This window comes from Prosthecomicrobium pneumaticum (assembly GCF_014199915.1).
GTDB classification, from domain to species: domain Bacteria; phylum Pseudomonadota; class Alphaproteobacteria; order Rhizobiales; family Kaistiaceae; genus Prosthecomicrobium; species Prosthecomicrobium pneumaticum.
The window spans coordinates 486,122-511,972 of the sequence record NZ_JACHOO010000003.1; the positions used below are offsets into that span (position 1 = coordinate 486,122).

24 protein-coding genes and 1 tRNA gene are annotated in these 25,851 nt (G+C 69.0%); 6 read left to right on the forward strand and 19 right to left on the reverse strand.

All coding sequences use genetic code 11. The features are described from left to right. Window positions 1–18: 18 nt before the first annotated feature. A complete protein-coding gene (locus GGQ63_RS09400; protein WP_183855424.1) occupies window positions 19–192 on the forward strand; it encodes a DUF1328 domain-containing protein in 174 nt (57 codons plus the stop codon). A 13-nt stretch (window positions 193–205) separates the two neighbouring features. On the opposite strand, the gene GGQ63_RS09405 is transcribed toward GGQ63_RS09400, so the two are convergent. The 9 genes from GGQ63_RS09405 to dnaG form a co-directional block, all read right to left on the reverse strand. After that, window positions 206–1,084 carry an alpha/beta fold hydrolase domain-containing protein gene (locus GGQ63_RS09405; RefSeq protein ID WP_183855007.1) on the reverse strand — a complete coding sequence of 293 codons (879 nt, stop codon included), beginning with the start codon at window positions 1,082–1,084 and terminating at the stop codon, window positions 206–208. 45 nt (window positions 1,085–1,129) lie between these two features. After that, window positions 1,130–1,354 (reverse strand): hypothetical protein, encoded by a 225-nt coding sequence (locus GGQ63_RS09410; protein ID WP_183855009.1) that lies wholly within the window; start codon window positions 1,352–1,354, stop codon window positions 1,130–1,132. A gap of 72 nt (window positions 1,355–1,426) precedes the next feature. After that, window positions 1,427–1,636: a cold-shock protein gene (locus GGQ63_RS09415; protein WP_183855011.1), complete on the reverse strand. Its 210-nt coding sequence runs from the start codon at window positions 1,634–1,636 to the stop codon at window positions 1,427–1,429. Between the two features lie 192 nt (window positions 1,637–1,828). Next, window positions 1,829–2,140 carry an HlyU family transcriptional regulator gene (locus GGQ63_RS09420; protein WP_246429695.1) on the reverse strand — a complete coding sequence of 104 codons (312 nt, stop codon included), beginning with the start codon at window positions 2,138–2,140 and terminating at the stop codon, window positions 1,829–1,831. A gap of 37 nt (window positions 2,141–2,177) precedes the next feature. Further along, window positions 2,178–3,155: an iron exporter MbfA gene (gene mbfA / locus GGQ63_RS09425; protein WP_183855012.1), complete on the reverse strand. Its 978-nt coding sequence runs from the start codon at window positions 3,153–3,155 to the stop codon at window positions 2,178–2,180. A 65-nt stretch (window positions 3,156–3,220) separates the two neighbouring features. Continuing rightward, the gene (locus GGQ63_RS09430) at window positions 3,221–3,631 is read right to left on the reverse strand and encodes a hypothetical protein (protein WP_183855014.1); all 411 of its coding nucleotides are present in this window, start codon (window positions 3,629–3,631) and stop codon (window positions 3,221–3,223) included. Between the two features lie 12 nt (window positions 3,632–3,643). Beyond that, window positions 3,644–3,916, reverse strand: a complete 273-nt coding sequence (locus GGQ63_RS09435) for a DUF2442 domain-containing protein (RefSeq protein ID WP_210308439.1) — start codon at window positions 3,914–3,916, stop codon at window positions 3,644–3,646. A 75-nt stretch (window positions 3,917–3,991) separates the two neighbouring features. Then, the gene (rpoD, locus tag GGQ63_RS09440; RefSeq protein WP_183855017.1) at window positions 3,992–5,977 is read right to left on the reverse strand and encodes an RNA polymerase sigma factor RpoD; all 1,986 of its coding nucleotides are present in this window, start codon (window positions 5,975–5,977) and stop codon (window positions 3,992–3,994) included. A 172-nt stretch (window positions 5,978–6,149) separates the two neighbouring features. Continuing rightward, window positions 6,150–8,096, reverse strand: a complete 1,947-nt coding sequence (gene dnaG, locus GGQ63_RS09445) for a DNA primase (RefSeq protein ID WP_183855020.1) — start codon at window positions 8,094–8,096, stop codon at window positions 6,150–6,152. A gap of 140 nt (window positions 8,097–8,236) precedes the next feature. Here dnaG and GGQ63_RS09450 point away from each other — a divergent pair, with 140 nt between their 5' ends. After that, on the forward strand, window positions 8,237–8,740 hold the full coding sequence (locus tag GGQ63_RS09450) for a pyridoxamine 5'-phosphate oxidase family protein (protein ID WP_183855022.1): 504 nt from the start codon (window positions 8,237–8,239) through the stop codon (window positions 8,738–8,740). 2,386 nt (window positions 8,741–11,126) lie between these two features. Here GGQ63_RS09450 and GGQ63_RS09455 read toward each other — a convergent pair. Further along, window positions 11,127–11,576, reverse strand: a complete 450-nt coding sequence (locus tag GGQ63_RS09455) for a GatB/YqeY domain-containing protein (RefSeq protein WP_183855024.1) — start codon at window positions 11,574–11,576, stop codon at window positions 11,127–11,129. A 231-nt stretch (window positions 11,577–11,807) separates the two neighbouring features. Between GGQ63_RS09455 and carA the strand changes: the two genes are divergently transcribed. After that, complete coding sequence (carA, locus tag GGQ63_RS09460) at window positions 11,808–13,031, forward strand: glutamine-hydrolyzing carbamoyl-phosphate synthase small subunit (RefSeq protein ID WP_183855032.1); 1,224 nt, start codon at window positions 11,808–11,810, stop codon at window positions 13,029–13,031. A gap of 19 nt (window positions 13,032–13,050) precedes the next feature. After that, on the forward strand, window positions 13,051–13,959 hold the full coding sequence (locus GGQ63_RS09465; protein WP_183855034.1) for a diacylglycerol/lipid kinase family protein: 909 nt from the start codon (window positions 13,051–13,053) through the stop codon (window positions 13,957–13,959). Window positions 13,960–13,987: 28 nt separating this feature from the next. On the opposite strand, the gene GGQ63_RS09470 is transcribed toward GGQ63_RS09465, so the two are convergent. Beyond that, window positions 13,988–14,707, reverse strand: a complete 720-nt coding sequence (locus tag GGQ63_RS09470; RefSeq protein WP_183855036.1) for an SIMPL domain-containing protein — start codon at window positions 14,705–14,707, stop codon at window positions 13,988–13,990. A 933-nt stretch (window positions 14,708–15,640) separates the two neighbouring features. Between GGQ63_RS09470 and GGQ63_RS09475 the strand changes: the two genes are divergently transcribed. Further along, a tRNA-Ile gene (locus GGQ63_RS09475) sits at window positions 15,641–15,716 on the forward strand. 313 nt (window positions 15,717–16,029) lie between these two features. Here GGQ63_RS09475 and GGQ63_RS09480 read toward each other — a convergent pair. From GGQ63_RS09480 to GGQ63_RS09515, 8 genes are all read right to left on the reverse strand, one after another. Next, the gene (locus GGQ63_RS09480; RefSeq protein WP_183855038.1) at window positions 16,030–16,242 is read right to left on the reverse strand and encodes a hypothetical protein; all 213 of its coding nucleotides are present in this window, start codon (window positions 16,240–16,242) and stop codon (window positions 16,030–16,032) included. A gap of 188 nt (window positions 16,243–16,430) precedes the next feature. Then, a complete protein-coding gene (locus GGQ63_RS09485) occupies window positions 16,431–16,697 on the reverse strand; it encodes a GFA family protein (RefSeq protein WP_183855041.1) in 267 nt (88 codons plus the stop codon). Between the two features lie 34 nt (window positions 16,698–16,731). Further along, a complete protein-coding gene (locus GGQ63_RS09490; protein WP_183855043.1) occupies window positions 16,732–17,595 on the reverse strand; it encodes a DUF4238 domain-containing protein in 864 nt (287 codons plus the stop codon). A gap of 682 nt (window positions 17,596–18,277) precedes the next feature. Beyond that, the gene (locus GGQ63_RS09495) at window positions 18,278–18,694 is read right to left on the reverse strand and encodes a GFA family protein (RefSeq protein WP_183855045.1); all 417 of its coding nucleotides are present in this window, start codon (window positions 18,692–18,694) and stop codon (window positions 18,278–18,280) included. 134 nt (window positions 18,695–18,828) lie between these two features. Next, window positions 18,829–19,284 (reverse strand): SRPBCC family protein, encoded by a 456-nt coding sequence (locus tag GGQ63_RS09500; protein WP_183855047.1) that lies wholly within the window; start codon window positions 19,282–19,284, stop codon window positions 18,829–18,831. Then, window positions 19,281–19,622 carry an ArsR/SmtB family transcription factor gene (locus GGQ63_RS09505; RefSeq protein ID WP_183855049.1) on the reverse strand — a complete coding sequence of 114 codons (342 nt, stop codon included), beginning with the start codon at window positions 19,620–19,622 and terminating at the stop codon, window positions 19,281–19,283. The genes GGQ63_RS09500 and GGQ63_RS09505 overlap by 4 nt, the downstream gene beginning before the upstream one ends. Before the next feature lie 206 nt (window positions 19,623–19,828). After that, complete coding sequence (locus GGQ63_RS09510; RefSeq protein ID WP_183855051.1) at window positions 19,829–21,970, reverse strand: sensor histidine kinase; 2,142 nt, start codon at window positions 21,968–21,970, stop codon at window positions 19,829–19,831. Then, the gene (locus tag GGQ63_RS09515) at window positions 21,967–22,809 is read right to left on the reverse strand and encodes a response regulator transcription factor (protein ID WP_183855053.1); all 843 of its coding nucleotides are present in this window, start codon (window positions 22,807–22,809) and stop codon (window positions 21,967–21,969) included. Before GGQ63_RS09515 ends, GGQ63_RS09510 begins: the two co-directional genes overlap by 4 nt. Window positions 22,810–23,157: 348 nt before the next feature. Between GGQ63_RS09515 and GGQ63_RS09520 the strand changes: the two genes are divergently transcribed. Continuing rightward, window positions 23,158–25,449 (forward strand): autotransporter domain-containing protein, encoded by a 2,292-nt coding sequence (locus GGQ63_RS09520; RefSeq protein WP_183855055.1) that lies wholly within the window; start codon window positions 23,158–23,160, stop codon window positions 25,447–25,449. The last annotated feature ends 402 nt before the right edge of the window (window positions 25,450–25,851 follow it).

The window sequence follows — 25,851 nt, forward strand, 5'->3', positions numbered from 1 at the left end:
CTGGAGGCCCATTCGACCATGCTCAAATACGCGCTCATCTTCCTCGTCATCTCGCTGATCGCCGGCGCCATCGGGCTCACCGGCGTCTCGGCGGTCGCGCGGCGGATCTCCTTCGTCCTGTTCGGCATCTTCCTCGTCATCGCGATCGTCGTGGGGGCCTTCGTCCTCTTCCTCGCCGACGTCGCCACCTGATCGGGCGCGCGGCTCAGCGCCGGCCGAGCATCCAGTTCAGCTCGCGCCGCCAGTCCGTCATGCGGATCGGCGTGCCGTGGCTGCCACTGTCGAAGAGCACGAAGCGCGCCGGATAGTCCGGGTCGGCCGCCTTGATCGCCTGGAAGAAGCGGTCCTGCGCCCGCCAGTCGCTGACGCGGTCGCGCGAGCCGTGGCCGAGATAGACGGGCACCCGGGCGCGGAAGGCCGGGCTCTTCAGGAAATCGGGCTCCGGAAAGGAGCCGAGCAGCAGCAGCCCGCCGAGCCGGGGCGCAACCTGCGGATCGGCGGCGAGCCGCCAGCACAGGCGGCCGCCCCATGATCCGCAGGCGAGGATGACCGGTACGGAGGGCGAACGGGCGGTCGCCTCGGCGATCAGCGCCTCGATCTCCGCTTCGCCGGCCGCCTCGAAATCGCTGAAGTCCGGCGAGAGGTAGAGCCCGTCGGCGCGGGCGACGAGATTCTTCAGGCGGTTGAAATTGCCGCCGAAGCTCCAGTCGTCGATGCCCTGCAGCCGGCTGCCGCCCTGGCCGTGCAGATAGATGACGACGAAGGCCGGCGGCCGGCGCGGGTCGCCGACCCGTGCGGCACGCAGCGTGCGGTCGCCGGCCCGATAGTCGAAATGGGCGAGCGCGCGGTTGACCCCGGTCGAGACGTAGCGCCAGTGCACCCGCCGCTCCGGCACCTCGTCGCGGCGATCGATGTCGCGCGCCTCGTCATAGTCGACGACGACGCGATCGCCGCCGAAATCCTCGGCGAGGACGGCCGGAAAGGCGAACAGCCGGTCTTTGTAGGGGGCGATCGGCTCGCTGCCGGCGGGCGCTCCGCCGCAGAGGGCGAGAAGGAGGGCGAGGGCGGCGAGGGGGCGGCGCATGGCGCCCTAGGTAGCGCGGCCGGGCGTCGCCGGCCAGCGAAAGCGTCAGCGGCCGCCGGAGCGACGGATCGCCTTGATGGCGAGCGGGGGCATGCCGGACTTCTCGGCGATCTCCCGATCCTGGGCTTCGATGAAGGCGCGCGCCGGCTCGTCGCCGTCGAGGCCGCCGAGAATATTGCCCGGGACCCGCCGGTTGGAGCGCTGGCTGCCGTCCTCATAGGTCACGTTGAAGAGCACGCTCTCGACGCGGGCGGTCGGTTTTCTGGCCATGTCCAGTCTCCTTCGAACAGCAATGGAAAAGGCCCGGCGCAAGCGCCGGGCCTTCGAAACGATGCGGCGATCTCAGACGGCGGCGAGGTTGGTCGCGGCCGACTTGCCGGTACGGCGATCGGGCGCCACGTCGAACGACACCTTCTGACCCTCGGCGAGGCCGCGCAGGCCCGAACGCTCGACGGCCGAGATGTGAACGAACACGTCCGGTCCGCCATTGTCGGGCTGAATGAAGCCGTAGCCCTTCTGCCCATTGAAGAATTTCACAGTACCGACAGCCATTCCGGCCTCCATCATACGCCCAAGGCGCGACGGCGCGCCTGCCCATCAGACGCGCCCCTATCCGAATTCCGCGTAGTCTTGGGGTATGTCCCGCCGGCGACAGAGGCTGCACGCCGACGACATGGCAAGCCAGGCAAAACGTCGAACGCAATTGATGTAGTGGAGCGGCCGGCGAATCGCAAGCCGAGCGGCTCAGCCGAACAGCCGGTCGCCCTGCTCGTCGATGATCTGTTTTCCCTTCTCGATGGCGAAGTTCTCGGCGTCCTCGCGGGTGCCGTGGCGGTCGGCGCGGATGAAGCGGTGCACCTTCGGCTCGCCGCCGATCTCCTTCTCGATCACGCCGGCGGTCTGGAACTGGTTGCCCGAAGGGAAGGGGTCGGGGCGGATGCTGAAACCCTTGTATTCGACCGCCGCGGCCTGTTTCGCCGCCCCGCCGCCACCGCCACCGAACAGTCTCTTCAGAAAGGACACCGTCGCCACCTCGTCGATCGTCTGATGCCTCAATCTAGCGTCGCCGATGCGCGTCCGCCACCCGAGGCGGTCAGCTTCCGCCGATCGCGATGCCGGCGGCGAGCACCAGCGCCCCGCCGAGCACCACCTGGAACACCGCCCGGGCGAACGGCGTCTCCATGAAGCGGTTCTGGATCCAGGCGATCGCCCACAGTTCGACGAAGACGACGAGGCCGGCGATCGCTGTCGCCGTCCAGAAATGCGGGATCAGATAGGGCAGGGCGTGGCCGAGGCCGCCGACCGCCGTCATGATGCCCGAGGCGAGGCCCCGCTTCAGCGGCGAGCCGCGGCCGGAGATCACGCCGTCGTCGTGCGCGGCTTCCGTGAAGCCCATCGAGATGCCGGCGCCGACCGAAGCGGCGAGGCCGACGAGGAAGGTGGTGCCGGGGTCCTGCGTCGCGAAGGCGGTGGCGAAGATCGGGGCGAGCGTCGACACCGAGCCGTCCATCAGCCCGGCGAGGCCCGGCTGCACCCATGTCAGCACGAATTGCCGGCGCGCCTTCTCGTTCTCGGTCTCGCCCGCCGCGCCGCCGAGCGCCTGCGCCTCGAGGTCCTTGGCGCGCTGCTCGTGGCCGCGTTCGGCCGCGGCGAGATCACCGAGCAGGCGCCGTGTATCGGGGTCGGTGCTCGCCTGCGCGGCGCGGGTATAGAAGGCGGCGGCTTCATCCTCCATCCGCTCCGCCTCGGCGCGGATCCGCTCGAGGCCGAGATTCTCGATCAGCCAGACCGGCCGGCGCGAATAATAGCCGGCGACGTGCTCGCGGCGGACGAGCGGGATGACCTTGCCGAAGCGCCGCTCGAAGGCGTCGATCAGCCGGCGGCGATGGCCGTCCTCCTCGGCGGCCATGGCGTCGAACACCGCCGCGCTCGCCGGATAGTCCTTGCGCAGCCGCTCGGCATAGTTCGCATAGATCCGGCCGTCGTCCTCCTCGGAGGAGATGGCGAGCGCGAGGATCTCCGCCTCTGAGAGATCGGAGAAGCGGCGGCGTCCGCCGAAGCCCGGGATCATGGCTCACCTTTTTAGAAAAATTCTAAGAAGGGAGATAGGCCGCAACGCCGCGACAGGCAAGAGGCTCAGCCCGGGGGCGCCGCCGCCGGGCCGTTGTCGTCGTCGTCATCGTCATCGGCGTCCTGCTCGTCGCGCAGATGCAGCCGGTGCAACACCCGGTGGAGCACCGGCGCGAAGATCAGCGAGGCGGTGGCGACGACGAGAAGGCCGGAATAGATCGCGAAGAGGCCGGCGAACAGCTTCGCCGCCGTGCCTTCGAGCGGGTCGACCGGTCCCATGCCCGACAGGATCATCGCCGCATTGAGGAAGGCGTCGATCCAGGCGAGGCCGGCGAGGAAGTGATAGCCCGCCATGCCGAAGGCGAGCGACGTGCCGATCAGCGCGAGCGCCAGCCCGACATTCGCCCCGAGGCGCCGGAAGAACCGCGCCCGGCTGAGGAGCGGCTGATCCCCGTGTTCGTAACCGGCAATCGCCATGACCACACCGCGCTATGCGGCGGCCGGACGGAGCAGGCCCAACGCCTTCATCGCGTCATGAAGCCAGATCGCATCGACGTCGAAACCGTTCGGCCAGGATGGCGCGCCATAGTCGAGATACACCCGGGCGAAGAACGCGGCGTCACGGAGCGGCTCGACCATCGGCCCCTCCTCGCCGACGATATCGGCGAAGTCGTGCACGCCCTCGCTGCCGTTCGAGAAGACGACGTGCAGAAGGTGATCGCCGACCGCTTCCGCCTTCACGACCTTGATCATCTCGATCATCCGGCATCCACCCCGGCGTCCGGACCGCGATGCCCCAGCGAAGAAATCGTCGGCATCGCGGTCGGTCCCGTGCGCTCAGTTGTCGAGGAAGCTCCGCAGTTTCCGCGAGCGGCTCGGGTGCTTCAGCTTCCTGAGCGCCTTCGCCTCGATCTGGCGGATGCGTTCGCGCGTCACCGAGAACTGCTGGCCGACCTCTTCGAGCGTGTGGTCGGTGTTCATGCCGATGCCGAAACGCATGCGCAGCACGCGCTCCTCGCGCGGCGTCAGCGAGGCGAGCACGCGCGTCGTCGTCTCGCGCAGATTCGACTGGATCGCCGCATCGATCGGCAGGATGGCGTTCTTGTCCTCGATGAAATCGCCGAGATGCGAATCCTCCTCGTCGCCGATCGGCGTCTCGAGGCTGATCGGCTCCTTGGCGATCTTCAGCACCTTGCGCACCTTTTCGAGCGGCATGGCGAGCTTCTCGGCCAGCTCCTCCGGCGTCGGCTCGCGGCCGATCTCGTGCAGCATCTGGCGCGAGGTGCGGACGATCTTGTTGATCGTCTCGATCATGTGCACCGGAATGCGGATGGTGCGCGCCTGATCGGCGATCGAGCGGGTGATCGCCTGCCGGATCCACCAGGTGGCGTAGGTCGAGAACTTGTAGCCGCGCCGGTACTCGAACTTGTCGACCGCCTTCATCAGGCCGATATTGCCCTCCTGGATCAGGTCCAGGAACTGCAGGCCGCGGTTGGTGTATTTCTTGGCGATCGAGATCACGAGACGCAGGTTCGCCTCGACCATCTCCTTCTTCGCCTGGCGCGCCTCGCGCTCGCCCTTCTGCACCATGTGCACGATGCGGCGGAACTCGATGATCTCGAGCGCCGTCGCCGTGGCGAGCGCCTGGATGTCGCCGCGCAGCTCCTTGATCCGCTCCGCCTCGTTGCGGGCGAAATCCTTCCAGCCGCGGCCGCCGAGATTGGAGATGCGGCGCAGCCAGTTCGGATCGAGCTCCGAGCCCTGATATTCGCGCAGGAAGTCCTCGCGGCTGACGCGATAGCTCTCGGCGAGGCGCAGCAGCCGGCCCTCGTTCGAGATCAGCTTCTTGTTGATCTCGTAGAGCTGCTCGACCAGGCTGTCGATGCGGTTCTGGTTGAGCGAGAGCGACTTCACCTCGGCGATGATGTCGTCCTTGAACTTCTTGTAGCGGCGCTCCTGCGAGGGCGACAGCGTCTCGTTCTTGAGACGGCCCTCGACGAGCTGGTCCTGCAGGCGGCGCAGCTTCTTGTAGTTCTCGGCGATGCTCTCGAAGGTGGCGACCACCTTCGGCTTCAGCTCCGCTTCCATCGCGGCGAGCGAGACGTTGTTCTCGAGGTCGTCCTCGTCGTCGCCTTCGCCCTCGGCGATCGGCGGCGTCGATTCCGCACCGAACTCGCCTTCCTCCTCCTCGCCTTCCTCGCCCGCCGGTCCGGGCATCGGCCCGTTCTTGGCGTCGGGGCCGGCATAGGTGGCCTCGAGGTCGATGATGTCGCGCAGCAGGATCTTGCCCTCGGCGAGCTCGTCCTTCCAGATGATGATCGCCTGGAAGGTGAGCGGGCTCTCGCAGAGCCCGGCGATCATCGTCTCGCGGCCGGCCTCGATGCGCTTCGCGATCGCGATCTCGCCCTCGCGCGACAGCAGCTCGACCGAGCCCATCTCGCGCAGATACATGCGGACCGGATCGTCGGTACGGTCGGTCGGCTCGCGCGTCGTCGTGGTGCGCGCGACCGCGGTACCCGGCGTCTCGGCGAGCTCGCCCGATTCCTCCTCGTCGTCGCCCGCCTCGGCCTCTTCGACCTCGTCCGCCTCGATGACGTTGATGCCCATCTCGGACAGCATCGCGAGGATGTCCTCGATCTGCTCCGAGGTGACTTCTTCCGAGGGCAGGACCGAGTTCAGCTCGTCATAGGTGACGAAGCCGCGCTTCTTGGCGACCTTGATCATCCGCTTGACGGCCGCATCGGAAAGATCGAGAAGCGGGCCGTCCGGACCTTCGGTCTGCGCTTCCTGCGCCTCGTCGTTCTCCTGAACCTTGGTCGCCATAAAGTTCTCCGATATGGCCGGCCGAAGCGCGTCGCCTCGTCTCCAGCCGCCCCTTGTCGTCCCCGCGCCTCGACCCGAAGCGCTCATGCAGTTTCGGGACCGGAAGGCCTTCGCCATCCCGTCCCGACAGATCGCCAAACTCTCTTAAGCGCCGATTAACCGTCTGCCGGCCTCACATCGTACGCTGCCGTCGGCCCGAGCTCTCCCCGAAGCCTTCGATCAGAGCCTCGGTTCCGTCGCTGCGCGCCAACTGGTTTCGAATGTCGATCAACGATGCGAAGTTCGCTTCACTCGGATCGGCGGCAAGGGCGGTCTCCGCTTCCTTGAGGTCCTTATGTAACGTTCGCGCCTTGCTATGCAAGGTGAGCGCCTGAATCCAGCCGTCCTCCGCATCGCGGTCCGCCGCCTCTGCCGCCGCCTGCCAGGCCCCTGCGCGTTCGATCTGCGCGTCGAGCCGGGAGACGAGGCCGGAGAGCGGCCCGCGTGCGATCCGCGAGCGCAGCGTCGCGGCGCCGATCTGCGGGTCTTCCGCGGCAATCTCTAAAATTTGCCCGCGAAGCGAGTCAAGCTCGCGATTCGTCAGCTCGAGCGCGGCGAAGGCGTCGAGATGCGCGGCCAGCAGCGCCGGGTGGTTGAGGAGCGTCGCGACGAGCACCGCCTCGCGCAGCGGCACCGCGGCCGGACCGGCGATCAGCGTCGACCGGCGCAGGCTCTCCGAAACGGCGAGCGGCGGCGGCCTTCCGCCCCGCGCGCCGCCGCGGCCCTGCGCCGTGCCGCGCTCCGGCCGGCCGCCCGAACGACCGGCCTTCGCAGCACCGCCGAAGCCCGAGCCGCCGAACCCGAAAAACTCCCGCACCCGCTCGCGCAGCGCCTGATCGTAATGGCGGCGTACCGCCTCGTCGCGGATCTGCCGCGCCGCCTCCTTGAGGCGCGCCTCGAGCGCGGCGCGCCGTTCCGGCGTCTCGAAGGCGCCGCCTTCGGTCTCGCGCATCCAGATCATCTCGACGAGCGGCCGGGCGGAGGCGAGCACCTGCGCCATCGCCTCGCGGCCCTGCTCGCGGACGAGATCGTCGGGGTCCTTGCCCTCCGGCAGCACCGCGAAGCGGACGCTGCGGCCGGGCGCGAGGCCGGGGAGGGCGAGTTCGACCGCCCGGAAGGCGGCCCGCATGCCCGCCTTGTCACCGTCGAAACAGAGGATCGGCTCTTCGGCCATCCGCCACAGGAGGTCGAGCTGGCGTTCGGTCAGCGCCGTGCCGAGCGGCGCGACCGCATGCTCGAAGCCGGCGGCGACGAGCGCGATGACGTCGACATAGCCTTCGACCGCGATCACCGTGCCCTTTTCGCGGGCGGCCTTGCGCGCCTCGGCACCATTGTAGAGCAGCGACCCCTTCGAGAAGAGCGGCGTCTCGGGCGAGTTCAGATACTTCGCCGGCACGTCGCCCGCCATCGCCCGGCCGCCGAAAGCGACGATACGGCCACGGAAATCGGTGATCGGGAAGATCACGCGGTCGCGGAAGCGGTCGAAGGAGACCGGCACGTCCGGTCCGGCGACGAGCAGACCGGCGGCGACCATCTCGTCATGGCCGACGCCCTTGCCGGCGAGATGCTCCTTGAGCGCATTGCGGGCGGAGGGCGCATAGCCGAGCCGGAAGCGGCGCTGCGTCTCCGGCGCGATCGCCCTTCGGGCGAGATAGCCGCGCGCCGCCGCTCCGTCGCGGCTCTGCAGCGTCGCCTCGTAGAAGCGGGTGGCGAGCTCCATCACGTCGTGGAGCGAGGCGCGCTTCTTCTCCTCCGCCTCGGCCCGCTCGTCGCGGGCCGGCATGGCGAGGCCCGCCTCGGAGGCGAGCAGCTCGACGGCCTCCGGGAAGGAGAGACCCTCCTTCTCGGTCAGGAAGCGGAAATGGTCGCCCGTCACGCCGCAGCCGAAGCAGTGATAGATGCCGCGCCGGTCGTCGCAGTGGAAGCTCGGCGACTTTTCCTGGTGGAACGGGCAGCAGGCCCAGAAATCGCCCTTCGCCGCCTGGGTCTTCCGCCGGTCCCAGGTCACGCGCCGGCCGACCACCTGCGAGATGGGAATGCGGGCACGGATTTCGTCGAGAAAGGCCGGAGCGAAACGCATCCCCTCTATGTAGCGGAGCGGGGCCGCCGCAGACAGGGGACGCGATGTCCGTCCCCTCTTTCCACACCTCGCTTTTCCACACGGGCCGGAACCGCCTTCGCCGCCCGGCCATTGACCGGCGCGAACAGAAGGAGACCCCGATGATGGAAAACGCCGAGGACGGCCGCGCCAAGGTCAAGGAGATCCTCGACGACGCCGGCTTCGTGATGCTGGCGACGCGATCCGCGGACGGCCGCTATCACGCCCGGCCGATGGCGGTGGCCGCCTGCGATGAAGACGGCGTGCTGTGGTTCCTCACCGACAGGCGCTCGATCAAGGCCGACGAGCTCGCCCGCGATTCCGAAGTCCTCGTCACCGTGGCCGACGAGAGCCACGACAATTATCTGTCGCTCGGCGGCACCGCGTCGCTTCAGACCGACCGGCCGACCATCGACCGGCTGTGGTCGGAGCCGGCCCGCGCCTGGTTCCCCAACGGCAAGGACGATCCCGGCATCGCGGCGCTCAGGATCGACATCGACATCGCCGAGTATTGGGACGTGTCGTCCTCGACCCTCGTCCAGCTCTACGGCTACGCGAAAGCGGTGATCACCGGCGAGCGCGCCCACACCGGCGAGGCGAGCGACAACGCCACCGTGCGGTTCTGACGCGGCCGGCAAGCGGAAGAGCCGTTACCCCGCCAGGGGCGGTTCCCCTCCCCGGAGCGGTTACCCCCCCTTGTGGGGCAGGGCAGGGCAGGGCGGGGGGTGACCGTCCGTTCCCTCGGCTGCCCTTCGGGGTCTTACCGAACCAGCCCCTCCGCCCGTCATGCCGGCCTCCGTGCCGGCATCCATAATCGTGCCGTTCGATGCTCCGGGGCCGTCCTCCCCCCGTCGTTGCCGTGCAGGCGGGAATCCCTGCAACAGCGGAAGGCCCGGCGTGATGGATCCTCGCCTTCGCGAGGATGACGGGTGGAAAGGGTACGCCGGATGGTCCGGGCCTCCGGCTCCGCCCCGGATGAGGGATGTACGGGATGGTGACGGCGCGCCCTCTCGCCCGACGTCACGATTATGGACCCCGGCACGGAGGCCGGGGTGACGGGTGCTCTGGGGCGGCGACGGCGCTCTGCGTCTTGAAGGGGCCTGCCACTGCGGTCCGTTCTCGCGCTCCTCGACCTTCCCGCTCTGCGAACGGCGCCCCCCACCCGTCATGCCGGCCTCCGTGCCGGCATCCATAATCGTGACCGCCGGTGCTCCGGGGCCGTCCTCCCCACTCCGTCATTCCGGCGAAGGCGGGAATCCATGCAACACAGGACGGTCCGGCGTGATGGATCCTCGCCTTCGCGACGATGACCGGGGAGGGTACGCGGGATGGGTCCCGTGGCCGTGCTCCGCGCGCCCCGGATGAGGGATGTGCGGGATGGTGACGGCGCGCCCTCTCGCCCCGCGTCCCGATTATGGACCCCGGCACGGAGGCCGGGGTGACGGGTGCTTTGGGGCGGCGACGGCGCTATGCGTCTTGAAGGGGCCTGCCACTGCGGTCCGTTCTCGCGCTCCTCGACCTTCCCGCTCTGCGAACGGCGCCCCCCACCCGTCATGCCGGCCTCCGTGCCGGCATCCATAATCGTGCCGTTCGGTGCTCCGGGGCCGTCCTCCCCCGTCATTCCCGCGGAGGCGGGAATCCATGCAACAGCGGACGGCCCGGCGTGATGGATCCTCGCCTTCGCGGGGATGACGAGTGGAGAGGGTACGCGGGATGGGTCCCGTGTCCGTGCTCCGCGCACCCCGGATGAGGGATGTGCGGGATGGTGACGGCGCGCCCTCTCGCCCCGCGTCCCGATTATGGACCCCGGCACGGAGGCCGGGGTGACGGGTGCTTTGGGGCGGCGACGGCGCTCTGCGTCTTGAAGGGGCCTGCCACTGCGGTCCGTTCTCGCGCTCCTCGACCTTCCCGCTCTGCGAACGGCGCCCCCCACCCGTCATGCCGGCCTCCGTGCCGGCATCCATAATCGTGACCGCCGGTGCTCCGGGGCCCGTCCTCCCCACTCCGTCATTCCGGCGAAGGCGGGAATCCATGCAACACAGGACGGTCCGGCGTGATGGATCCTCGCCTTCGCGAGGATGACGGGTGGAGAGGGTACGCGGGATGGAACCCGTGTCCGTGCTCCGCGCACCCCGGATGAGGGATGTGCGGGATGGTGACGGCGCGCCCTCTCGCCCGGCGTCACGATTATGGACCCCGGCACGGAGGCCGGGGTGACGGGTGCTTTGGGGCGGCGACGGTGCTCTCGGGCTGAGACGGTCCGGCGGCCCTCTCCCTGTGCGCTCCCCGCCAGCCCTTCGATCACCCCCTCCACCGTCATGCCGGCCTCCGTGCCGGCATCCATAATCGTGCCGTTCGATGCTCCGGGGCCGTCCTCCCCCCGTCATTCCCCCGCAGGCGGGAATCCCTGCAACAGCGGACGGTCCGGCGTGATGGGTCCTCGCCTTCGCGAGGATGACGAGTGGAGAGGCCCCGCCCCGGATGAGGGATGTGCGGGATGGTGACGGCGCGCCCTCTCGCCCGGCGTCACGATTATGGACCCCGGCACGGAGGCCGGGGTGACGGGTGCTCTGGTGGCGACGGTGCTCTCGGGCTCAGGCGGTCCGGCGGCCCTCTCCCCGTGCGCTCCCCGCCAGCCCTTCGAACACCCCCCCCCACCCGTCATGCCGGCCTCCGTGCCGGCATCCATAATCGTGGGGGCCGGTGCTCCGGGGCCGTCCTCCCCACTCCGTCATTCCCGCGAAGGCGGGAATCCATGCAACAGAGGACGGTCCGGCGTGATGGATCCTCGCCTTCGCGAGGATGACGGGGGAGAGGGTACGCCGGATGGTCCGGGCCTCCGGCTCCGCCCCGGATGAGGGATGTGCGGGATGGTGACGGCGCGCCCTCTCGCCCGGCGGCCCGATTATGGACCCAGGCACGGAGGCCGGGGTGACGGGTGTTCGGGGAAGGAGGGCCTTCGGCGTCATCACCCCCCCACAAGGGGGGAGGGAGCCTGCCGCTCCTGACGCCTTATGCGAGCTTCGCCCGCACGAGGCCGCTCGCCTTCGAGAAGTCGAGCTGGCCGGCATGGCGCTCCTTGAGGAGGGCCATCACCTTGCCCATGTCCTTGAGGCCGGCCGCGCCGCTGTCGGCGACCGCCTTGTCGATCGCCGCGGCGACCGCCGCCTCGTCGAGCTGCTGCGGCAGATAGGTGCGGATGACGGCGATCTCGGCGCGCTCCTTGGCGGCGAGTTCGGGGCGGCCGCCCTCGTCGTAGAGGCGCGCGGATTCCTCGCGCTGCTTGATCATCCTGGCGAGCAAGTCGACGAGTTCGCCCTCGGTCGCCCGCTCCGTGCCGGCGCCGCGGGCGAGAATGTCGCGATCCTTGATCGCCGCGGCGACGAGGCGCAGCGTCGCCGTGCGCTCCTTGTCGCGGGCGAGCGTGGCCGTCCTGAGATCGGCGGTGATCGTGTCGCGCATCGTTCGACCCTCCTGGTCATCGCATCGCGGGATGGCATCATGGGATGAGGCGGCCTCACATGGCGCGTGATCGGCCGCGGTGCAAGCGCCCGCACGGTGTCGCCCGCGTTGACGCGCCGGGTCTCCTCCACTATCTCCCCCTCACCAGCGGGCGTGTGCGGGTTTGGGGCGGTGGATCGGAGAACGATCCGCCGCGTTTCGTGTGCGGACCGCGGATCGAAGGAGAACCCGATGATCGAGATCGCCACCGATGCCTTCGGCGAGGATGTCTGGGCCGAGCCCGTCGCGACGGCGCTGCTCGTACTCGCGGACGGAACGATCGTCGAGGGCCGAGGCATCGGCGCCACCGGCACCGCGGTCGGCGAGGTCTGCTTCAACACCGCGATGACCGGCTATCAGGAAATCCTCACCGATCCTTCCTATGCCGGCCAGATCATCACCTTCACCTTCCCGCACATCGGCAATGTCGGCGCCAATGACGAGGACATCGAGACCGTCAACATGGCCTCGTCCTCCGGCGTGCGCGGCGTGGTGCTGCGGGTCGACCCGACCGATCCGTCGAACTGGCGCTCGCTCAAGCATCTCGACGCCTGGCTGAAGGCGCGCGGCATCATCGGCATCGCCGGCATCGATACCCGCGCGCTGACCGCCCGCATCCGCGAGCAGGGCATGCCGAACGCCGTCATCGCCCATGACGGCGCCGGCCGCTTCGACCGTGCCGCGCTCGCCGCCGAGGCGAAGGCCTGGCCGGGGCTCGAGGGCATGGACCTCGCGAAGGACGTGACGAGCGGCCAGAGCTTCACCTGGGACGAGACCTCCTGGACGCTCGGCTCCGGCTATGGCCGGCAGGAGGCGCCGGTCTTCAACGTCGTCGCGCTCGATTACGGCATCAAGCGCAACATCCTGCGGCTGCTCGCCGATGCCGGCTGCCGCGTCACCGTCCTGCCGGCGACCGCGACCGGCGAGGACATCCTCGCCCATGCGCCCGACGGCGTGTTCCTGTCGAACGGCCCGGGGGACCCGGCGGCGACGGGCGCCTATGCCGTGCCGGCGATCCGCGACGTGATCGCCGCCGACCTGCCGGTGTTCGGCATCTGCCTCGGCCACCAGATGCTCGCCATCGCGCTCGGCGGCGAGACGAAGAAGATGCATCAGGGCCATCACGGCGCGAACCATCCGGTGAAGGACTTCACCACCGGCAAGGTCGAGATCACCTCGATGAATCACGGCTTCGCGGTCGACACCGCGACCCTGCCGGATAGCGTCGAGGAGACCCATGTCTCGCTGTTCGACGGCTCGAACTGCGGCATCCGGGTCAAGGACAGGCCGATCTTCTCGGTGCAATACCACCCCGAGGCCTCGCCCGGCCCGCGCGACAGCCATTATCTCTTCACCCGCTTCGTCAATGCGATGCGGGCGCGCCGCGGCGAGCCGCCTCTGCCGGAGCGGGGCTGAGCGGGACGGGGCCGCGCCGATGCGCGACACCGCCGTCGTCCTCAACGAGAAGGCCGGGCTGATCGCCGATCTGAGCCCGGCGACGGTGCGCCAGGCGATCGAACGCGCCTTCGAAGGCTCCGGCCACGAGCCGGTCATCGAGCTGGTGCCCGGCCGCGAGATCGTCGCGGCGATCGACAGGGCCGCCGCGTCGGACGCCCGCTATGTCGTGGTCGGCGGCGGCGACGGCTCGGTCAGCCATGCGGTGCGGGCGCTCGCCGGGACCGACAAGGTGCTCGGCGTGCTGCCGCTCGGCACGCTCAACCTCTTCGGCCGCGACATCGGCATGCCGGCGACGCTCGACGCCATGCTCGCCGCGGCGGCGCGCGCCGAGCCGAAGCGGCTCGACCTCGCCGCCGTCAACGGACGGCTGTTCCATTCGGTGTCCGGCCTCGGCTTCTTCGCCGAGATCGCCCGCGCCCGCGAGCAGGTGCGCGGCAGCAGCCTGCCCTTCGGCCGCTTCGTCGCGGTCGCCCGCTCCTCGGTGCGCGCCTTCCTGCGCGCCGGGGTGCTCGAGCTCGCCCTCGAGGCGGAAGGCGAGCGGCGCGAGATCGAGGCCTATGCCGTGCTCGTCACCAACAACCGCTTCGGCAGCTCGGCCTGGGACCGGCCGCGGCTCGACGAGGGCGTCATCGAGGTGCATTTCGCCCGCGGCCGCGAGGTCGCCCGCCGCATCCAGGCGGGCGTCGACCTGATCTCCGGCCGCTGGCGCGACAATCCGGAGATCGAATCGATCGTCACCACCAGGCTGACGATCGAGAGCCGCCGGCCGCGCCTCTGGCTGGCGGTCGACGGCGAGATCCGGCGCGCCGAGACGCCGCTCGTCTACGAGGCGCGGCCCGCCGCGATCACCGTGCTCGTACCGCGGCCGGCCGAGGCCGCGGCCTGACATTGATCCTTGCTCCAGCGGGCGAGGCTCATTTCTCGATGAGATCATAGACGATGGTGGCCGAAACGCTGACCGTCTGCTCGCCGCCCATGATCGGCGTCTTCGGCGCGGCGGCGGGCGCGGCGCGCGCCATGTCCATGCGGTAGAAGGGCATCCCGCCTTCGCTCGTCGACAGCGACCGGATCGGCCCGAGCGTCGTGCCGGCCGCCGCGGCGATCAGCGTCGCCTTCCGCCGCGCCTCGCGCACCGCCGCCTCGAGCGCCTTGTCCTTGAGGGCGTCGACCCCCTCGATCTCGAAGCCGATGCCGAGCACGCGGTTGGCGCCGGCCTTGATCACGGCGTCGAGCAGCCCGCCCGAAACGGCGAGTTCGCGCACCCGCACGGTGATCTGGTTGGTCACCTGGTAGCCGACGATGCGCGGCCGGCCGTCCGGCGACTTCTCGGGATCGGAATAGACCGGGTCGACCGACAGGCCGGAGGTCGCGACGTCGCGGTCGGCGACGCCGGCCGCCTTCACCTCGGCGATCACCGCGGTCATGTCCTTGGCGTTCGAGGCGAGCGCGGCCTGCGCGGTCTTCGCCTCGGCGACGACGGCGAGGGTGATCACCGCGATGTCGGGCGCCGCGGCGACGCTGCCCTCCGCGGTGACGGTGAGGTTCGGCGGCGGCAGCGTATCGGCCAGCGCCGGCAGCGCCAGAAAGGTGGTCGCAAACAGTCCGAAGAGGGCGCCGCGGATCGGCCTCGACATGAGCGTCACTCCGTTCGTGCGGCCGCCGGAGGGCGCCGCTTCGGCCCGAGCGATCGCAGAGGAATGCGACGCCACTTTGGCGCGCGGAAGGCCGCCCCGCGGCACCGGCGGGCGGTCCCGGCGCCGACGGCCCGGAACCGAGGGCCGGCCCGATCGCCGGCCGCCTGCGGTCGGCGGCTGGCGGGAAAGGGCCGCCCCCGGTCGCCATTGCCTCGGCTCCGCCGCTGCCCAAAAGCGGCGGACCGGGCCGCCGGGAAACCCGGCGCCTCCCCTGCGCCAGAAACAGCGGCCGGCTTCCCCGCGAGGGGGACCGCCCCTCGCGGCAGAGCCCCGACCGACGGAGCCCGGCCGCCCGGAACGCCGACCGGCCCGATTATGGATGCCGGCACTTGAGGCCGGCATGACGGGCGGAGGGGCCTGCGCAAGCCGGCATGACGGTGGGAGAGCGCTGCGCAGGCCGTCATGCCGGTGGGAGGGCACGGCGCAGGCGTTATGGCGGCGCAGGTCGCCATGGCGGGCGGAGGGGCCGTACGCCCTCCCGACCCCGAGCGATCGTCACCCCGGCCTCTGTGCCGGGGTCCATAATCGTCACGCGGGGCGGCCGGCGAACCGCCACCCCGCCGGCTCGCTCTGGACCGGCCCCCGGCCGCGCCGCCAAGAGCCCGGCCGCGCCGCCAAGAGCCCGGCTGCGCCGCCAAGAGCCCCGGAGCCCGAAGCCCGGGGGGCCGTCCAACCCGTCCCCCGAAGCGGGGCGCCGGACCCCGCGCCCGAAGCCGCCCGCCGCAACCGCCGACACGAAACACTCCGAAGCAACCGTGTGATCGGCCCTGCAGACCAGCGGGAGTGCGCGCCGGCAACGGCCTTGCCGACCACCCCGCCGTCGATCCCCCCTTGCCCGCGGGCCGCCCTCTCCTATAGGACGGCATCGGCTACGGGCCTGTAGCTCAACGGTTAGAGCCGGCCGCTCATAACGGTCTGGTTGCAGGTTCGAATCCTGCCGGGCCCACCAAGCTCGAACTTTCTTCGATCTTTAGGTCAGCCAGCCGCCCCGGAGCCGACTTTCGCCGTCCGGGAAATGCCCTTTCGGCGGAGTGAGTTGGTGACGGCGCGCGATCATGCGCGCGAAGCGCAGACGAACCGGACGTCCTCGTCGGCTGTCAATGCAGGAGAGCGGGGTACAGCGGCGCGAGACGAGCGGCGCTCCTTCTTGGTCACCAGCCCGCAACGCGATGAATGCCGAGGGCTTTGGGAAAGCAATCCCGATGGCCTGGGTAACATAGACGCTCCGAGCCCCATGAGGCCCCGGAGCTCACACGCCTGCCTCAGGACGCCCGGCGGCGCTTCTGAACGGAGATGGGCACATAGGTCCGGCCGCGCTCGGCAATCACCTGCCGAAGCTCTTCCATTTCCTCTGCCGTATCACCGACGGCTTCCGCCTGCGAGATTCTGTGAGTGAGTTGCTCGATCTTTCGGTCGAGCCGCGCAGCCTTGCCTTCTTCCGTCGCCTCGGCCGCAGCCGCCGCCACATCCGTCATGACATCGCCTTTTCTTGCCGTTCCCTCTGGCATCAGCGCGCCCCGCCGCCGGCACAACGATTCCGAATTAAACGGGTCGTGGCAAGCTCAGATTGCGCCGCCGGGCAGTCATAGGGGGATTTCTTCGGAGACGACCGCCGGCAACGACTTTCCTTCCAGCCGTTCTTCATCGGCGGCCCGAGGGCTTTTTATCCCCCCGGCATCCGCTCGAATCGCGGCAGGGTCTCGTCGATCGGGTCCCAGGCCTCGCCGCGGATCGCGTAGGTGAGGGCGGCGGGATGGAAGCGGCTCGGGTCGTCGAGGCTCGCGGCCGGGATGGCGATCAGCTCGGGCATGGCGGGGAAGGTGAGGTGGGTCGGCCCGCCTAGTCTCTTGCGGGTGATTCTGGCTGCGGCGTTCCGCAAGGAATCCGGGTGGTGATGTCCGTAGACTTCACGGAACGTCTGCTCGCTCACGCTCATAACCGGCGGCGCGGGATGCGTGTGGGAATCACGTGCTGAGTTGATGCCGTGGCAGGTAGGTTTCGATAAAATTGCGCTCAGCATCTCCGTAAACGAACTTCTTCGCGTTGATGAGGGACGATTGGTTGTTCGCCTTGACCACATCGCGGGCGGGAAGGCGGGCAAAGTGGTCGATGATGTCCTGCGCATCACTGGCTATGAAGAGGCGCGTCGGAGACAAAGGTATCGAGATGGTCGTGCGAGTCTTGTAGAGGTCGCCGACCCGTTTAAAGGGGTTGTCACCAAGGAGCAACCGCCTCGGCCCTGTCGAAACGTCTTTGACGAGCCAGTGAAGATGAATGATTCGGTCGATGGCCTTTTCGCTTTGGATCAGATCGACCAGGACCTTCAATCCCGAGTTAGCGACACGAGCGGGTGCGTGCTTCGAAGCCCACTCGTACAGCGTGTTTTCCGGTGCGTCGCCCTTTGCTGCGTCGAACTCGGGAATTGTCTGAGACATGTCCCGAGCGATACGCTCCTGCACGCTCGACGTGACCATCTCCACGATATGGGGCACCCGCAGCAGTGAGGCGTTGAGGTAGATGGTCCACCAGTATCGCTCTTTAACCGAGAGCTTGGCGGGTCCGTGGCTGATCAGCTTCTCCAGCACAGGCTTCGCAGAAGTTTCAATTCTGCCGAACAGTTCTGTCTCTATCTGCTGGGCTTCCTCATCGTTGACGTGAGCAAGCGAATATAGGCCGGGGACGTATGCCGTGGCGGCTGTGGTGACAGGCGTGCAAACGAGCTTGTTGTTGTAAGCGATGCGTCCCCATTGGTTAATCTGACCGGACGGTCCGCTCCACATCCCGAGGTGAAACTGCGGCACGTAATGATGGTCGCCTGCTTTGCTCAATCCTGGCCTTTTGTTACAAGTTTAAAAACATATAATATCAAAAAAATGTCGACGGAAGTCCCGTAGAACCCCAAATTTTTCTGGTATCAGTGTTGGCTGACCGGTTCAATCAGGGCAAAGGCGTGGCCTCCTGGCACTCGCCGCGGCAAAAATATGGATGCCACACTTTGTCGACAGGACTTAGGACCTCGTCCCCTATCGACCCAGTCGATTTACCTGAGCCGTCACACGTCTGAACTCGCCTCGTCCTGCACATCTTTGTGGACAGGTGCCGCCCCAAATGTCCAGGTCTCGTTATCGGGTGCCGCTGCCCAGTATAGATGAGGAGGATCGCCCCAATATCGCCGTTGCATTACGGCTTGGACGGAGATTGGGTCCGTCCGATCGGAGTTTACAAGCGTGATCCGGATTCCCTCGGCGTCGCCGCGTGGGTCAAAGATATCCTCGATGGGGCGATTCCCGATCCGCAGGTGGACGAAAGCTCCATCGACGTCCCGATCCGCAAAGGATGTGCTGATTCTCATTTCAAATACAAAGCCATTCTGATTACTATAAAAGGCTCCTATGGTAATCGAAGCGGGTTGTCTGTTTCAAATATTAGATCTTGTTTTGCCGGGAATGTCGACTCTTCCTCCTTACGCAGGGGTCGAAATACGCCTCTGCGCGAAGCCCCCGCTGGCCCCTATCCCCCCGGCATCCGCTCGAATCGCGGCAGTGTCTCGTCGATCGGGTCCCAGGCTTCGCCCCGGATCGCGTAGGTGAGGGCGGCGGGGTGGAAGCGGGTCGGGTCGTCGAGGCTCGCGGCCGGGACGGCGATCAGCTCGGGCATGGCGGGGAAGGTGAGGTGGGTCGGCGTGCCGCAGCGCGGGCAGAAGGCGTAGAGCTTGTCGCGGCCGCTGTCGGCCGTGACGCGCCATTCCGCCGTCTCGCCGGTGATCGCCGCCCCGGAGCGGCACAGAAAGCTCAGATAGGAGCCGTGGCCGGTGCCGCTCCGCCTCTGGCAGTCGCGGCACTGGCAATGGTTCTGGAAGATCGGCTCGGCGGCGATCGTGTAACGGACGGCGCCGCAGGCGCAGCCGCCGGTATAGGGGGGCGTCATGTCGTGGTCCTCCGTCGAGCGATGCGGCGTGAAGGCTGCGCGACGGCCTTGCCCGGGCGCAGGGGCGGGGCCGGCTTCGTGCGCGCCTCCGCCGGACGGTCCCGCGCCTTTTCCGGCGCCTCGCGGCCCGCCCCTTACGGCTTCGGCACGATGTCGAGGCCGGCGCCGGTCTCGAGGAAGGATTTGAGGCTCGACAGGACGGCCGGCCAGCCGCGGGTGATGCCCTTCTCCATGCCGCTGCCGGCCTCGAGCTCGTCGTGCGAGACGGTGAGGCGGACCATGTCCCGGTAGTCCTCGAGGAGGAAGGTGACCCGGCTGTAGGCCTCGGCGTCGTCGGCCTGCGAGGCGTTCGCCCAGGTGATGACGAGGCGGTCCGGCGGGGCGATCTCGACCACCTTGCCGACCAGATCGAGGGTGCGCGCCGCGTCGGCGCGGACGTGCTGCCAGTCCGAGCCGGGCTGCCAGTCGGAGACGTTCTCGTGACCCCAGTAACGCCGCGCCAGATCGGGCCGGGTGATCGCCTCGAACACCTTGTCGCGCGTCGAGCGGATGTAACTCACATAGACGAAGCTCGTCTTTTCCCGGCTCATGGCCCGTCTCCTTCGAGGTCCTGCTTCAGGTCGTGCAGCAGATCGAGCCGCTGCCGTTCGAATTTCCTCACCCACCGCACATAGACCTCGTGCAGCGGCACGGGATTGATGAAATGGAGCTTCTCGCGGCCGCGTCGTCTGGTGCTGATCAGGCCGGCGTCCTCGAGAATCCCGAGATGCTGGGTGACCGACTGCCGCGCCATGGCGAGATTCGCGCAGAGCTGGCCGAGGGTCTGCCCGTTCCGCTCGACCAGCAGGTCGAGCAGCGTTCTTCGCGTCGGATCGGCGAGCGCCTTGAAGACCCTGTCGGCATCCGGCGGCGCGTTCTCGTTCGTCATGACCGCTATCATGCAGGCATTGACCTGCATGTCAAGGGCAGGCAAATACCTGCATGATGAAGTGCGGACCGAGGCCCGGTGTGCCGCTCCGTGTCCGCTCCCGGATGGGCGGCCGCCGGCCTGCGCTCTCCCGCCGCGGTGCGGACCGGTCGCGGTTTCGGTGGATCGCCGGGGCCCTGCGCGTCAGGCGACGGCGCGCCTCGCGCTCACGCGCGCTCGCCCTCGACGATCCGGCGGAGCGCGGCGAAGTCGAGCCGGGCGGTCGCATCGGCGAGCGCGGCGTGGAGCGCCGTCTCGTCCGGATGGGCGGCGCGGAAGGCTTCCAGCCAGTCTTCTATGTCGCTCAGCGCGCCCGCCTCGATCAGCGCGCCGAGCGGCGCCAGACGGGGATCGGCGGGCGGGTCACGGGCGGGCGGGGCCGGGGTCGCGCCGTCCGCCTCGTCGCCGGGCGCGGGTTCGACGGCGACCGAGAAGCGGAACCGGCTGCCGCCTTCGGGCGGGCTCTCGAGGGCGATCTCGCCGCCCATCAGCGTCACCAGCTGCCGGCTGAGGGCGAGGCCGATGCCGGCGCCTTCGTCGGGTTGCGCCCGCCCGGCCTCGCCCCGCACGAAGGGCTCGAAGATGCGGCCGCGCTCCTCCGGGCCGATGCCCGGGCCGGTGTCGCCGACCGCGAATCGCGCCCGGCGCGGCGCGCCGCCGGCGTCCCGGTCGATCGCGACATCGAGGGTGATCCGTCCGGATTCGGTGTAGCGCGCGGCGTTGCCGACGAGATTGTCGAGCACCTGCCTGAGCCGCCGGGCGTCGACCACCACCCGTTCCGGCAGGTCCGGCTCGACCTCCATCCTGAAGCGGTTGGCCCGCGCAGCGGCCGCCACCTCGCCGGCGCGCCGCACGTCCTCGAGCAGCGCCGACAGCCGCACCGGCGCCGGCGACAGCGCGAGCTGGCCGACCTCGCTGCGCGAGAAATCGAGCAGTTCGTCGACCATGATGAGCAGGCGCCGGCTCTCGCGTTCGATCGTCGCCGCGGCTTCGAGCGGCGTCGTGCGCCCGCTGCCGCGGCCGAGCAACAGCGAGAAGCCGAGAATCGCATTGAGCGGGGCACGCAGCTCATGGCTCATCTGCGCCATCAGCCGCATCCGCGCGAGCGCCTCGGAGCGGATCTGCACGGCGTTCCGCCGCAGGCTCTCCGATTGCTCGATCACGCCGATCAGAATGCTCGGCGCGACGAGGACGAAGCACCACGAAAAGCCGATCTGGTAGAGCAGGGAGGGGGTCGCGAGGCCGAAGGCCGACCCCATCCGGTAGAGGAGGACGACGGCGAGCACGGCATAGGAGAAGAGGAGGTAGCGCGCCGGCCGGATGCCCGAGCGCCAGGCGTGGAGGAAGAGCAGGATGGCGACGGAGATGATGGCGATCGCGGCGAGCGCCTGAACCGGCGCCGCCGTGCCATAGCGCACCAGGCAGGCATAGCCGGTTGCGACGATCATTACCACGAGCAGCACGGTGAGCACGCGGGAGAGCGGGTGGAGGCGGCTCCCGGGCGGCAGGAAGGCCCGCACGAACAGAATGAAGAAGAGACAGCTCGCCCCGCTCGCGAGCGATTGCACGCGGATGTCGAAGGGCAGCGGCGGCGGCCAGAGCGTCGCCGGCAGGAAGCCGGTATAGCTCGCATCCATGACGACGATGGCGAGCTGGCTCGCCGCGAAATAGAGATAGACCCGCTCGCGCAGCCGTCCGTAGAGGAAGAGGGTCAGCGCTGCGGCGAGCAGGAGGGCGCCGATCGCGACCGCCTGGACCAGCCGCGTCGTGTGGCTGCGCTCGCGATAGGTGTCGGGCCGCCACAGCGTCGGCGTCAGGTCGATCGATGTCTCGGAGGAGACCGCAACATAGAGCGCGGCCTCCGAGCGCGCGGCGAGACGGAGCGGAAACACCGCGTCGGCGGTCGCGAGCGGCTTCGCGGCCATCGCTATGCGGGTGCCGGAGGCGGTGGCGTGCCACCCCCCCGCCGGGTCGGGCGCATAGAGCGTCACCCGCTGCAGCCGGGGATGCCCGATCGCCAGCCAGCGCTCGGTCTCCTCCGCGGCGGTGTTGCGGATGGTCAGGCGCAGCCAGTTGGTGTCGGCCGAGAAGCCGCGCGCCAGATCCGTTTTCGTCGAGACCGGCTCGAAAGCGCAGCCGCCCGCGGCCACGGCGGCGATGGCCAGGTCGGGCGGGGCCGCGCAGACCGCGAGATCGCGCGCGGCGACCGGCTCGGCCGCGCCGGCCGGCATGGCCGGCAGCAGCGCGAGTGAAAGGAGGAGCGCGAGGAGACGGCCGAGAATACGAGCGGTGGCGCCTCGGCGGCTCATGGCACGGCCGGCGGGCCGGGCGGTTCGGCGGTATCGGACGACGCGTCCGGCATAGGGGCGCCTCCGTTGCGCAGGCGGATCGGGGCGCAGCCGTAGCGCTGCCGGAAGGCGCGGGAGAAGTTCGCCTGGTTGGAATAGCCGAGATGGGCGGCGATCTCGGCGATCGGCGTCTCCGTCTCGACGAGCAGCTCGCGGGCGAGACGCAGCCTTTCCTCGCGCAGCCAGGCGAAGACGGGCACGCCGAAGGCGGCATGGAACGCCTCGTTGAGACGCTTCTCATTGGTCCCGAGCATGCGGGCGGCCGCATCGGGGGAGGGCGGCGCACCGATCGCCCGGCGAAGGATCGCGGTCGCGCCCTCGACGAGCGTCGCGTCGCGGCGTGACAGGCCGGCCGGGCGCTCCGGCTCCGCACCGGCGTCGTCCGGGGCGGCGCCGCGCAGCCGCCGCGCGATGTCGAGATGGATGCGCACCCGGGCGAGCACTTCCGCTTCGTCGAACGGCTTGGCGATGTAGTCGACGGCACCGAGCTCCAGCCCTTCGAGCCGGCGTTCGCGTTCCGTGGCGGACGAGAGGAAGATCACCGGAATGTCCCGTGTGCGCGGATTGCTCTTCAGTCGCCGGCAGGTGCCGAAGCCGTCGAGCCCGGGCATGCCGATGTCGAGCAGGATCAGGGAGGGCAGCACGAGCTCGGCCCGACGGTAGCCTTCGAGGCCGTCAAAGGCGAGATAGACGCGCAGGCCGAAATCCGAAAGCGTATCGACGAGCACCCGCAGGTCCACCGTCGAATCGTCGATCAGCAGGATCGAGGCTTCCTCTCCTGCCGCCGTCTGCACCGCCATGCCACGCCCCCCGGCGCTCGCCTCACCCCCCTTCCGGACCGTATCCGACGAAGGACTGCGAGACCCTGCCGCGAAAAAATCCGCTTCATGACAAGAAACGGCGTCTCCACGACAAGTCGATGATCCCTATTCCGGATGATCCTCTCCCGTCAATGCCGCCTCGAAAGGGGCGGCGGCGCATGCGGCGGGGAAAGACCGCGCCGCGACTCGGGCAGTCGTGTTCGGCCGCTGTGCCGGGTGCGACATGAGGATGGACGAGCGACGGTTCGCCGGGGGGCGGTCGGCTGCTCGGCGGTGGGGAGCCTGTGAAAGGCTGCAGCCCTCGCCGCGAGTCGTGAAGGGGCGGACATGGCGTCGACGAATGGAAGCGGCGCCCGGCGGAGCGCCGGGCGGATCGGGGGCGCGGCGCTCGCCGTCCTGCTGGCGACGAGCATTCTGACGCCGGCGTCGTCGGCGGAGCTGGCGACCAATCCCTTGTCGGGATTTTCGCTGGACTCTGATCAGTCGCAACTTCTGTTCTACATCTCGGCGCTGTTCCGGCCGTCGGTGCTGGCGCGTGACGGCAGCGTCGCCCTCGTCTGGACGGGTCCTGAAGAAGCGCGCACCTTCGGCCTGTGGGACGGAGGTGAGCCGCGGCCGATCACCGTGTCGGACTATCCCTTTTACGGCATCGGCCTGTCCGATGACGGCTCCCGTTACTTCGGTACCGTGAACGATGCGGCGGCGTTCGACTCGGCCGTGTTCTTCGACGGGACATCCTTCGTCCCGCTCGGCAGGCTGACCTCGCCGAGCACGAAAAGCGGGGACGAGCCCTGGGCGCTGAGCGGCGACGGCAGCGTGATCGTCGGCGGGGCGTATTCGGCTAGTGTCGGCGACGGCGTCACATCAGTACCGGTCTACTGGGAAGCGGACGGAACCATCCATCAACTCTATACGACGAGTGGTGCCGGCGTGGCATGGCGGGTTTCGTATGACGGCACATATGCTTTCGGCTCGTCGGACGATGGAATCTATCGATGGGATATCCCCGGCGGAACGTGGGATATCTATGGCGATGCCGACTATCAGAGCGACACCTCTACTCTCGGAACATCGCTCGCCGTGGCAGCAATCGACCATGACGGCGCGCACATGACGGGTTACGCGCTGCTCGAGAGCGCGGCCAAGCCCTTCGTGTGGTCCCTTTCGGACGGCTTCGAGCAGATCGCTCTGCCCGATGGCTTCGAGGCCGGCATGGGCATGCTGATGTCGCGCGACGGCGATGTCGTGGGCGGCATCATGTCCGGGACGGCCGGCAACGACATCACCAGCCTCGTCGAGCCGCACGCCTACCGCTGGACGGAGGCGGGCGGCGTGGTCGACATCTCGGTCGATCGGGCCGAGCGGACGGGCACCTACAGCGATGTCGTGACCGGCATGTCGGACGATGGCTCCGTGATCGTCGGCATCACATCGACCGGGACCTCACTGACGAACGTCGAAAGTATCAGTGACTGGGCTGCCTTCCGTTGGTCGGTCGCGGAGGGCTGGCAGACCGTCGCGGATTACTTCACCGGCAAGGGGATCGACATCACCGGCATGAGCTTCCTGGCGATCGGCAGCCCGGTGCTGTTGACGAATGCGATCTCCGCCGACGGCACGGTCATGGTCGGCATGGGCACGATCGCCGAAGGCAGCGACCCGCCTGTGGCGATGACGTGGCTGTCGCGCTGCGGCGGTGGCTACGAATGCGGCGTGACGACGGTTGACGGGGTCTATCGCTCGGTCGAGAGCGTCGGGGCGAGCGGGGAGACCGCCAATCTCCATGTCGACGATCTGTTCGACACGGTCTCGCACGCGCTCGCCGGCCCGGTCGGTAAGAACGGCTCGGCCTATGCCTACGGGTCCTTCGACACCGACCCGATGGCGGGCGGCGGCGTCGGCTTCGACGTCCGCCTCTCCGACACGGTGACGGCGGGCTTCCTCGTCGATCAGTCGGTGCTCGATACCGATCTCGCCTATGACGGCTGGTCGTCCTTCGACGCCACCTCGGTCGTCGCCAAGATCGCCGGCCGTCCGGCGGCGGGCTTCGTCTGGGAGGCCGGCCTCGCCGCCGCCTGGCTCGATGGCGACGTGAAGCGCGGCTATCTGAACGGCGTCGATCCGGTCACCTCGCGCGGCGACACCTCGGGCTACACGCTCGGCGCCTCGGCGACGCTCGGCTGGCGCTTCGCCCTGCCGGCGCCGGCGACGAGCCTGACGCCTTACGCGACCTACACCGTCATGCAGAGCGATTTCGACGGCTGGACGGAGACGAACGGGCCGTTCCCGGCGGTGATCTCGGGCTTCACGACGACGACGCAGCTGATCCGCGCCGGGCTCGAACTGGAGCATCGCTTCGCGGCCGGCCCGACGGCGCGGCTCGGCCTTGCCGGCGTGCACCGCGAGACGGATGGCGACACGATCGCCTTCGACCTGCCGGGCCTGTTCGGCGGCACGGTGGAGGGCGATGTCGGCGCGGCGAACTGGCTCGAGACGAGCCTCGCCTTCGACGTGCCGTTCGGCGCCTCGGTGAGCGGGCTCGCCAAGGTGACCGGCCGGCTGCCCGACGAGGGCGATGCGAGCGTCGCCGGCCATATCGGCCTCAAGATCGCCTACTGACCAAACGCGCGGGCGGCCCGCCGGCCGCCCGCGCCATCCCGCACAAGCCCTCGCCGGCTTCGCCCGTCTCTCGCGGGCGCCTATGTTCTTTCGACCGGCGCTCCGCCGCCGCTCGACCGGGACGGGCGGGCCTCTCCTCGCGTGTGTCCGTCCCGCCGCACCGTCGGCTCTCCGCTCCGCCCGTGTCTTCCCCTTGCTCCGCTCCCGCCCTTGACGGGCGTGGCGTCCGCCTCGCGCCGCGACGCCCGCCGCCGGCAACGCTGAGTGGTGGCTGCATAAAAAGCCGCCCGAGGACAAGCGGCGGCCGCCCGGCGAAAGGCAGACCCTCGCATTTCTCACCATGATCGGCGCTCGACACTTCGCTCGGGGGCGACCGAAGGCGTCCGCAGGCCGGGACATCCC

Bases quoted from the DNA above. Each gene is read 5' to 3' on its own strand.
- GGQ63_RS09400 (WP_183855424.1), top strand. From the start codon at position 19: ATGCTCAAATACGCGCTCATCTTCCTCGTCATCTCGCTGATCGCCGGC.
- GGQ63_RS09405 (WP_183855007.1), bottom strand. From the start codon at position 1,084: ATGCGCCGCCCCCTCGCCGCCCTCGCCCTCCTTCTCGCCCTCTGCGGC.
- GGQ63_RS09410 (WP_183855009.1), bottom strand. From the start codon at position 1,354: ATGGCCAGAAAACCGACCGCCCGCGTCGAGAGCGTGCTCTTCAACGTG.
- GGQ63_RS09415 (WP_183855011.1), bottom strand. From the start codon at position 1,636: ATGGCTGTCGGTACTGTGAAATTCTTCAATGGGCAGAAGGGCTACGGC.
- mbfA (WP_183855012.1), bottom strand. From the start codon at position 3,155: ATGATCCCGGGCTTCGGCGGACGCCGCCGCTTCTCCGATCTCTCAGAG.
- GGQ63_RS09430 (WP_183855014.1), bottom strand. From the start codon at position 3,631: ATGGCGATTGCCGGTTACGAACACGGGGATCAGCCGCTCCTCAGCCGG.
- GGQ63_RS09435 (WP_210308439.1), bottom strand. From the start codon at position 3,916: ATGATCGAGATGATCAAGGTCGTGAAGGCGGAAGCGGTCGGCGATCAC.
- rpoD (WP_183855017.1), bottom strand. From the start codon at position 5,977: ATGGCGACCAAGGTTCAGGAGAACGACGAGGCGCAGGAAGCGCAGACC.
- dnaG (WP_183855020.1), bottom strand. From the start codon at position 8,096: ATGCGTTTCGCTCCGGCCTTTCTCGACGAAATCCGTGCCCGCATTCCC.
- GGQ63_RS09450 (WP_183855022.1), top strand. From the start codon at position 8,237: ATGATGGAAAACGCCGAGGACGGCCGCGCCAAGGTCAAGGAGATCCTC.
- GGQ63_RS09455 (WP_183855024.1), bottom strand. From the start codon at position 11,576: ATGCGCGACACGATCACCGCCGATCTCAGGACGGCCACGCTCGCCCGC.
- carA (WP_183855032.1), top strand. From the start codon at position 11,808: ATGATCGAGATCGCCACCGATGCCTTCGGCGAGGATGTCTGGGCCGAG.
- GGQ63_RS09465 (WP_183855034.1), top strand. From the start codon at position 13,051: ATGCGCGACACCGCCGTCGTCCTCAACGAGAAGGCCGGGCTGATCGCC.
- GGQ63_RS09470 (WP_183855036.1), bottom strand. From the start codon at position 14,707: ATGTCGAGGCCGATCCGCGGCGCCCTCTTCGGACTGTTTGCGACCACC.
- GGQ63_RS09480 (WP_183855038.1), bottom strand. From the start codon at position 16,242: ATGACGGATGTGGCGGCGGCTGCGGCCGAGGCGACGGAAGAAGGCAAG.
- GGQ63_RS09495 (WP_183855045.1), bottom strand. From the start codon at position 18,694: ATGACGCCCCCCTATACCGGCGGCTGCGCCTGCGGCGCCGTCCGTTAC.
- GGQ63_RS09500 (WP_183855047.1), bottom strand. From the start codon at position 19,284: ATGAGCCGGGAAAAGACGAGCTTCGTCTATGTGAGTTACATCCGCTCG.
- GGQ63_RS09505 (WP_183855049.1), bottom strand. From the start codon at position 19,622: ATGACGAACGAGAACGCGCCGCCGGATGCCGACAGGGTCTTCAAGGCG.
- GGQ63_RS09510 (WP_183855051.1), bottom strand. From the start codon at position 21,970: ATGAGCCGCCGAGGCGCCACCGCTCGTATTCTCGGCCGTCTCCTCGCG.
- GGQ63_RS09515 (WP_183855053.1), bottom strand. From the start codon at position 22,809: ATGGCGGTGCAGACGGCGGCAGGAGAGGAAGCCTCGATCCTGCTGATC.
- GGQ63_RS09520 (WP_183855055.1), top strand. From the start codon at position 23,158: ATGGCGTCGACGAATGGAAGCGGCGCCCGGCGGAGCGCCGGGCGGATC.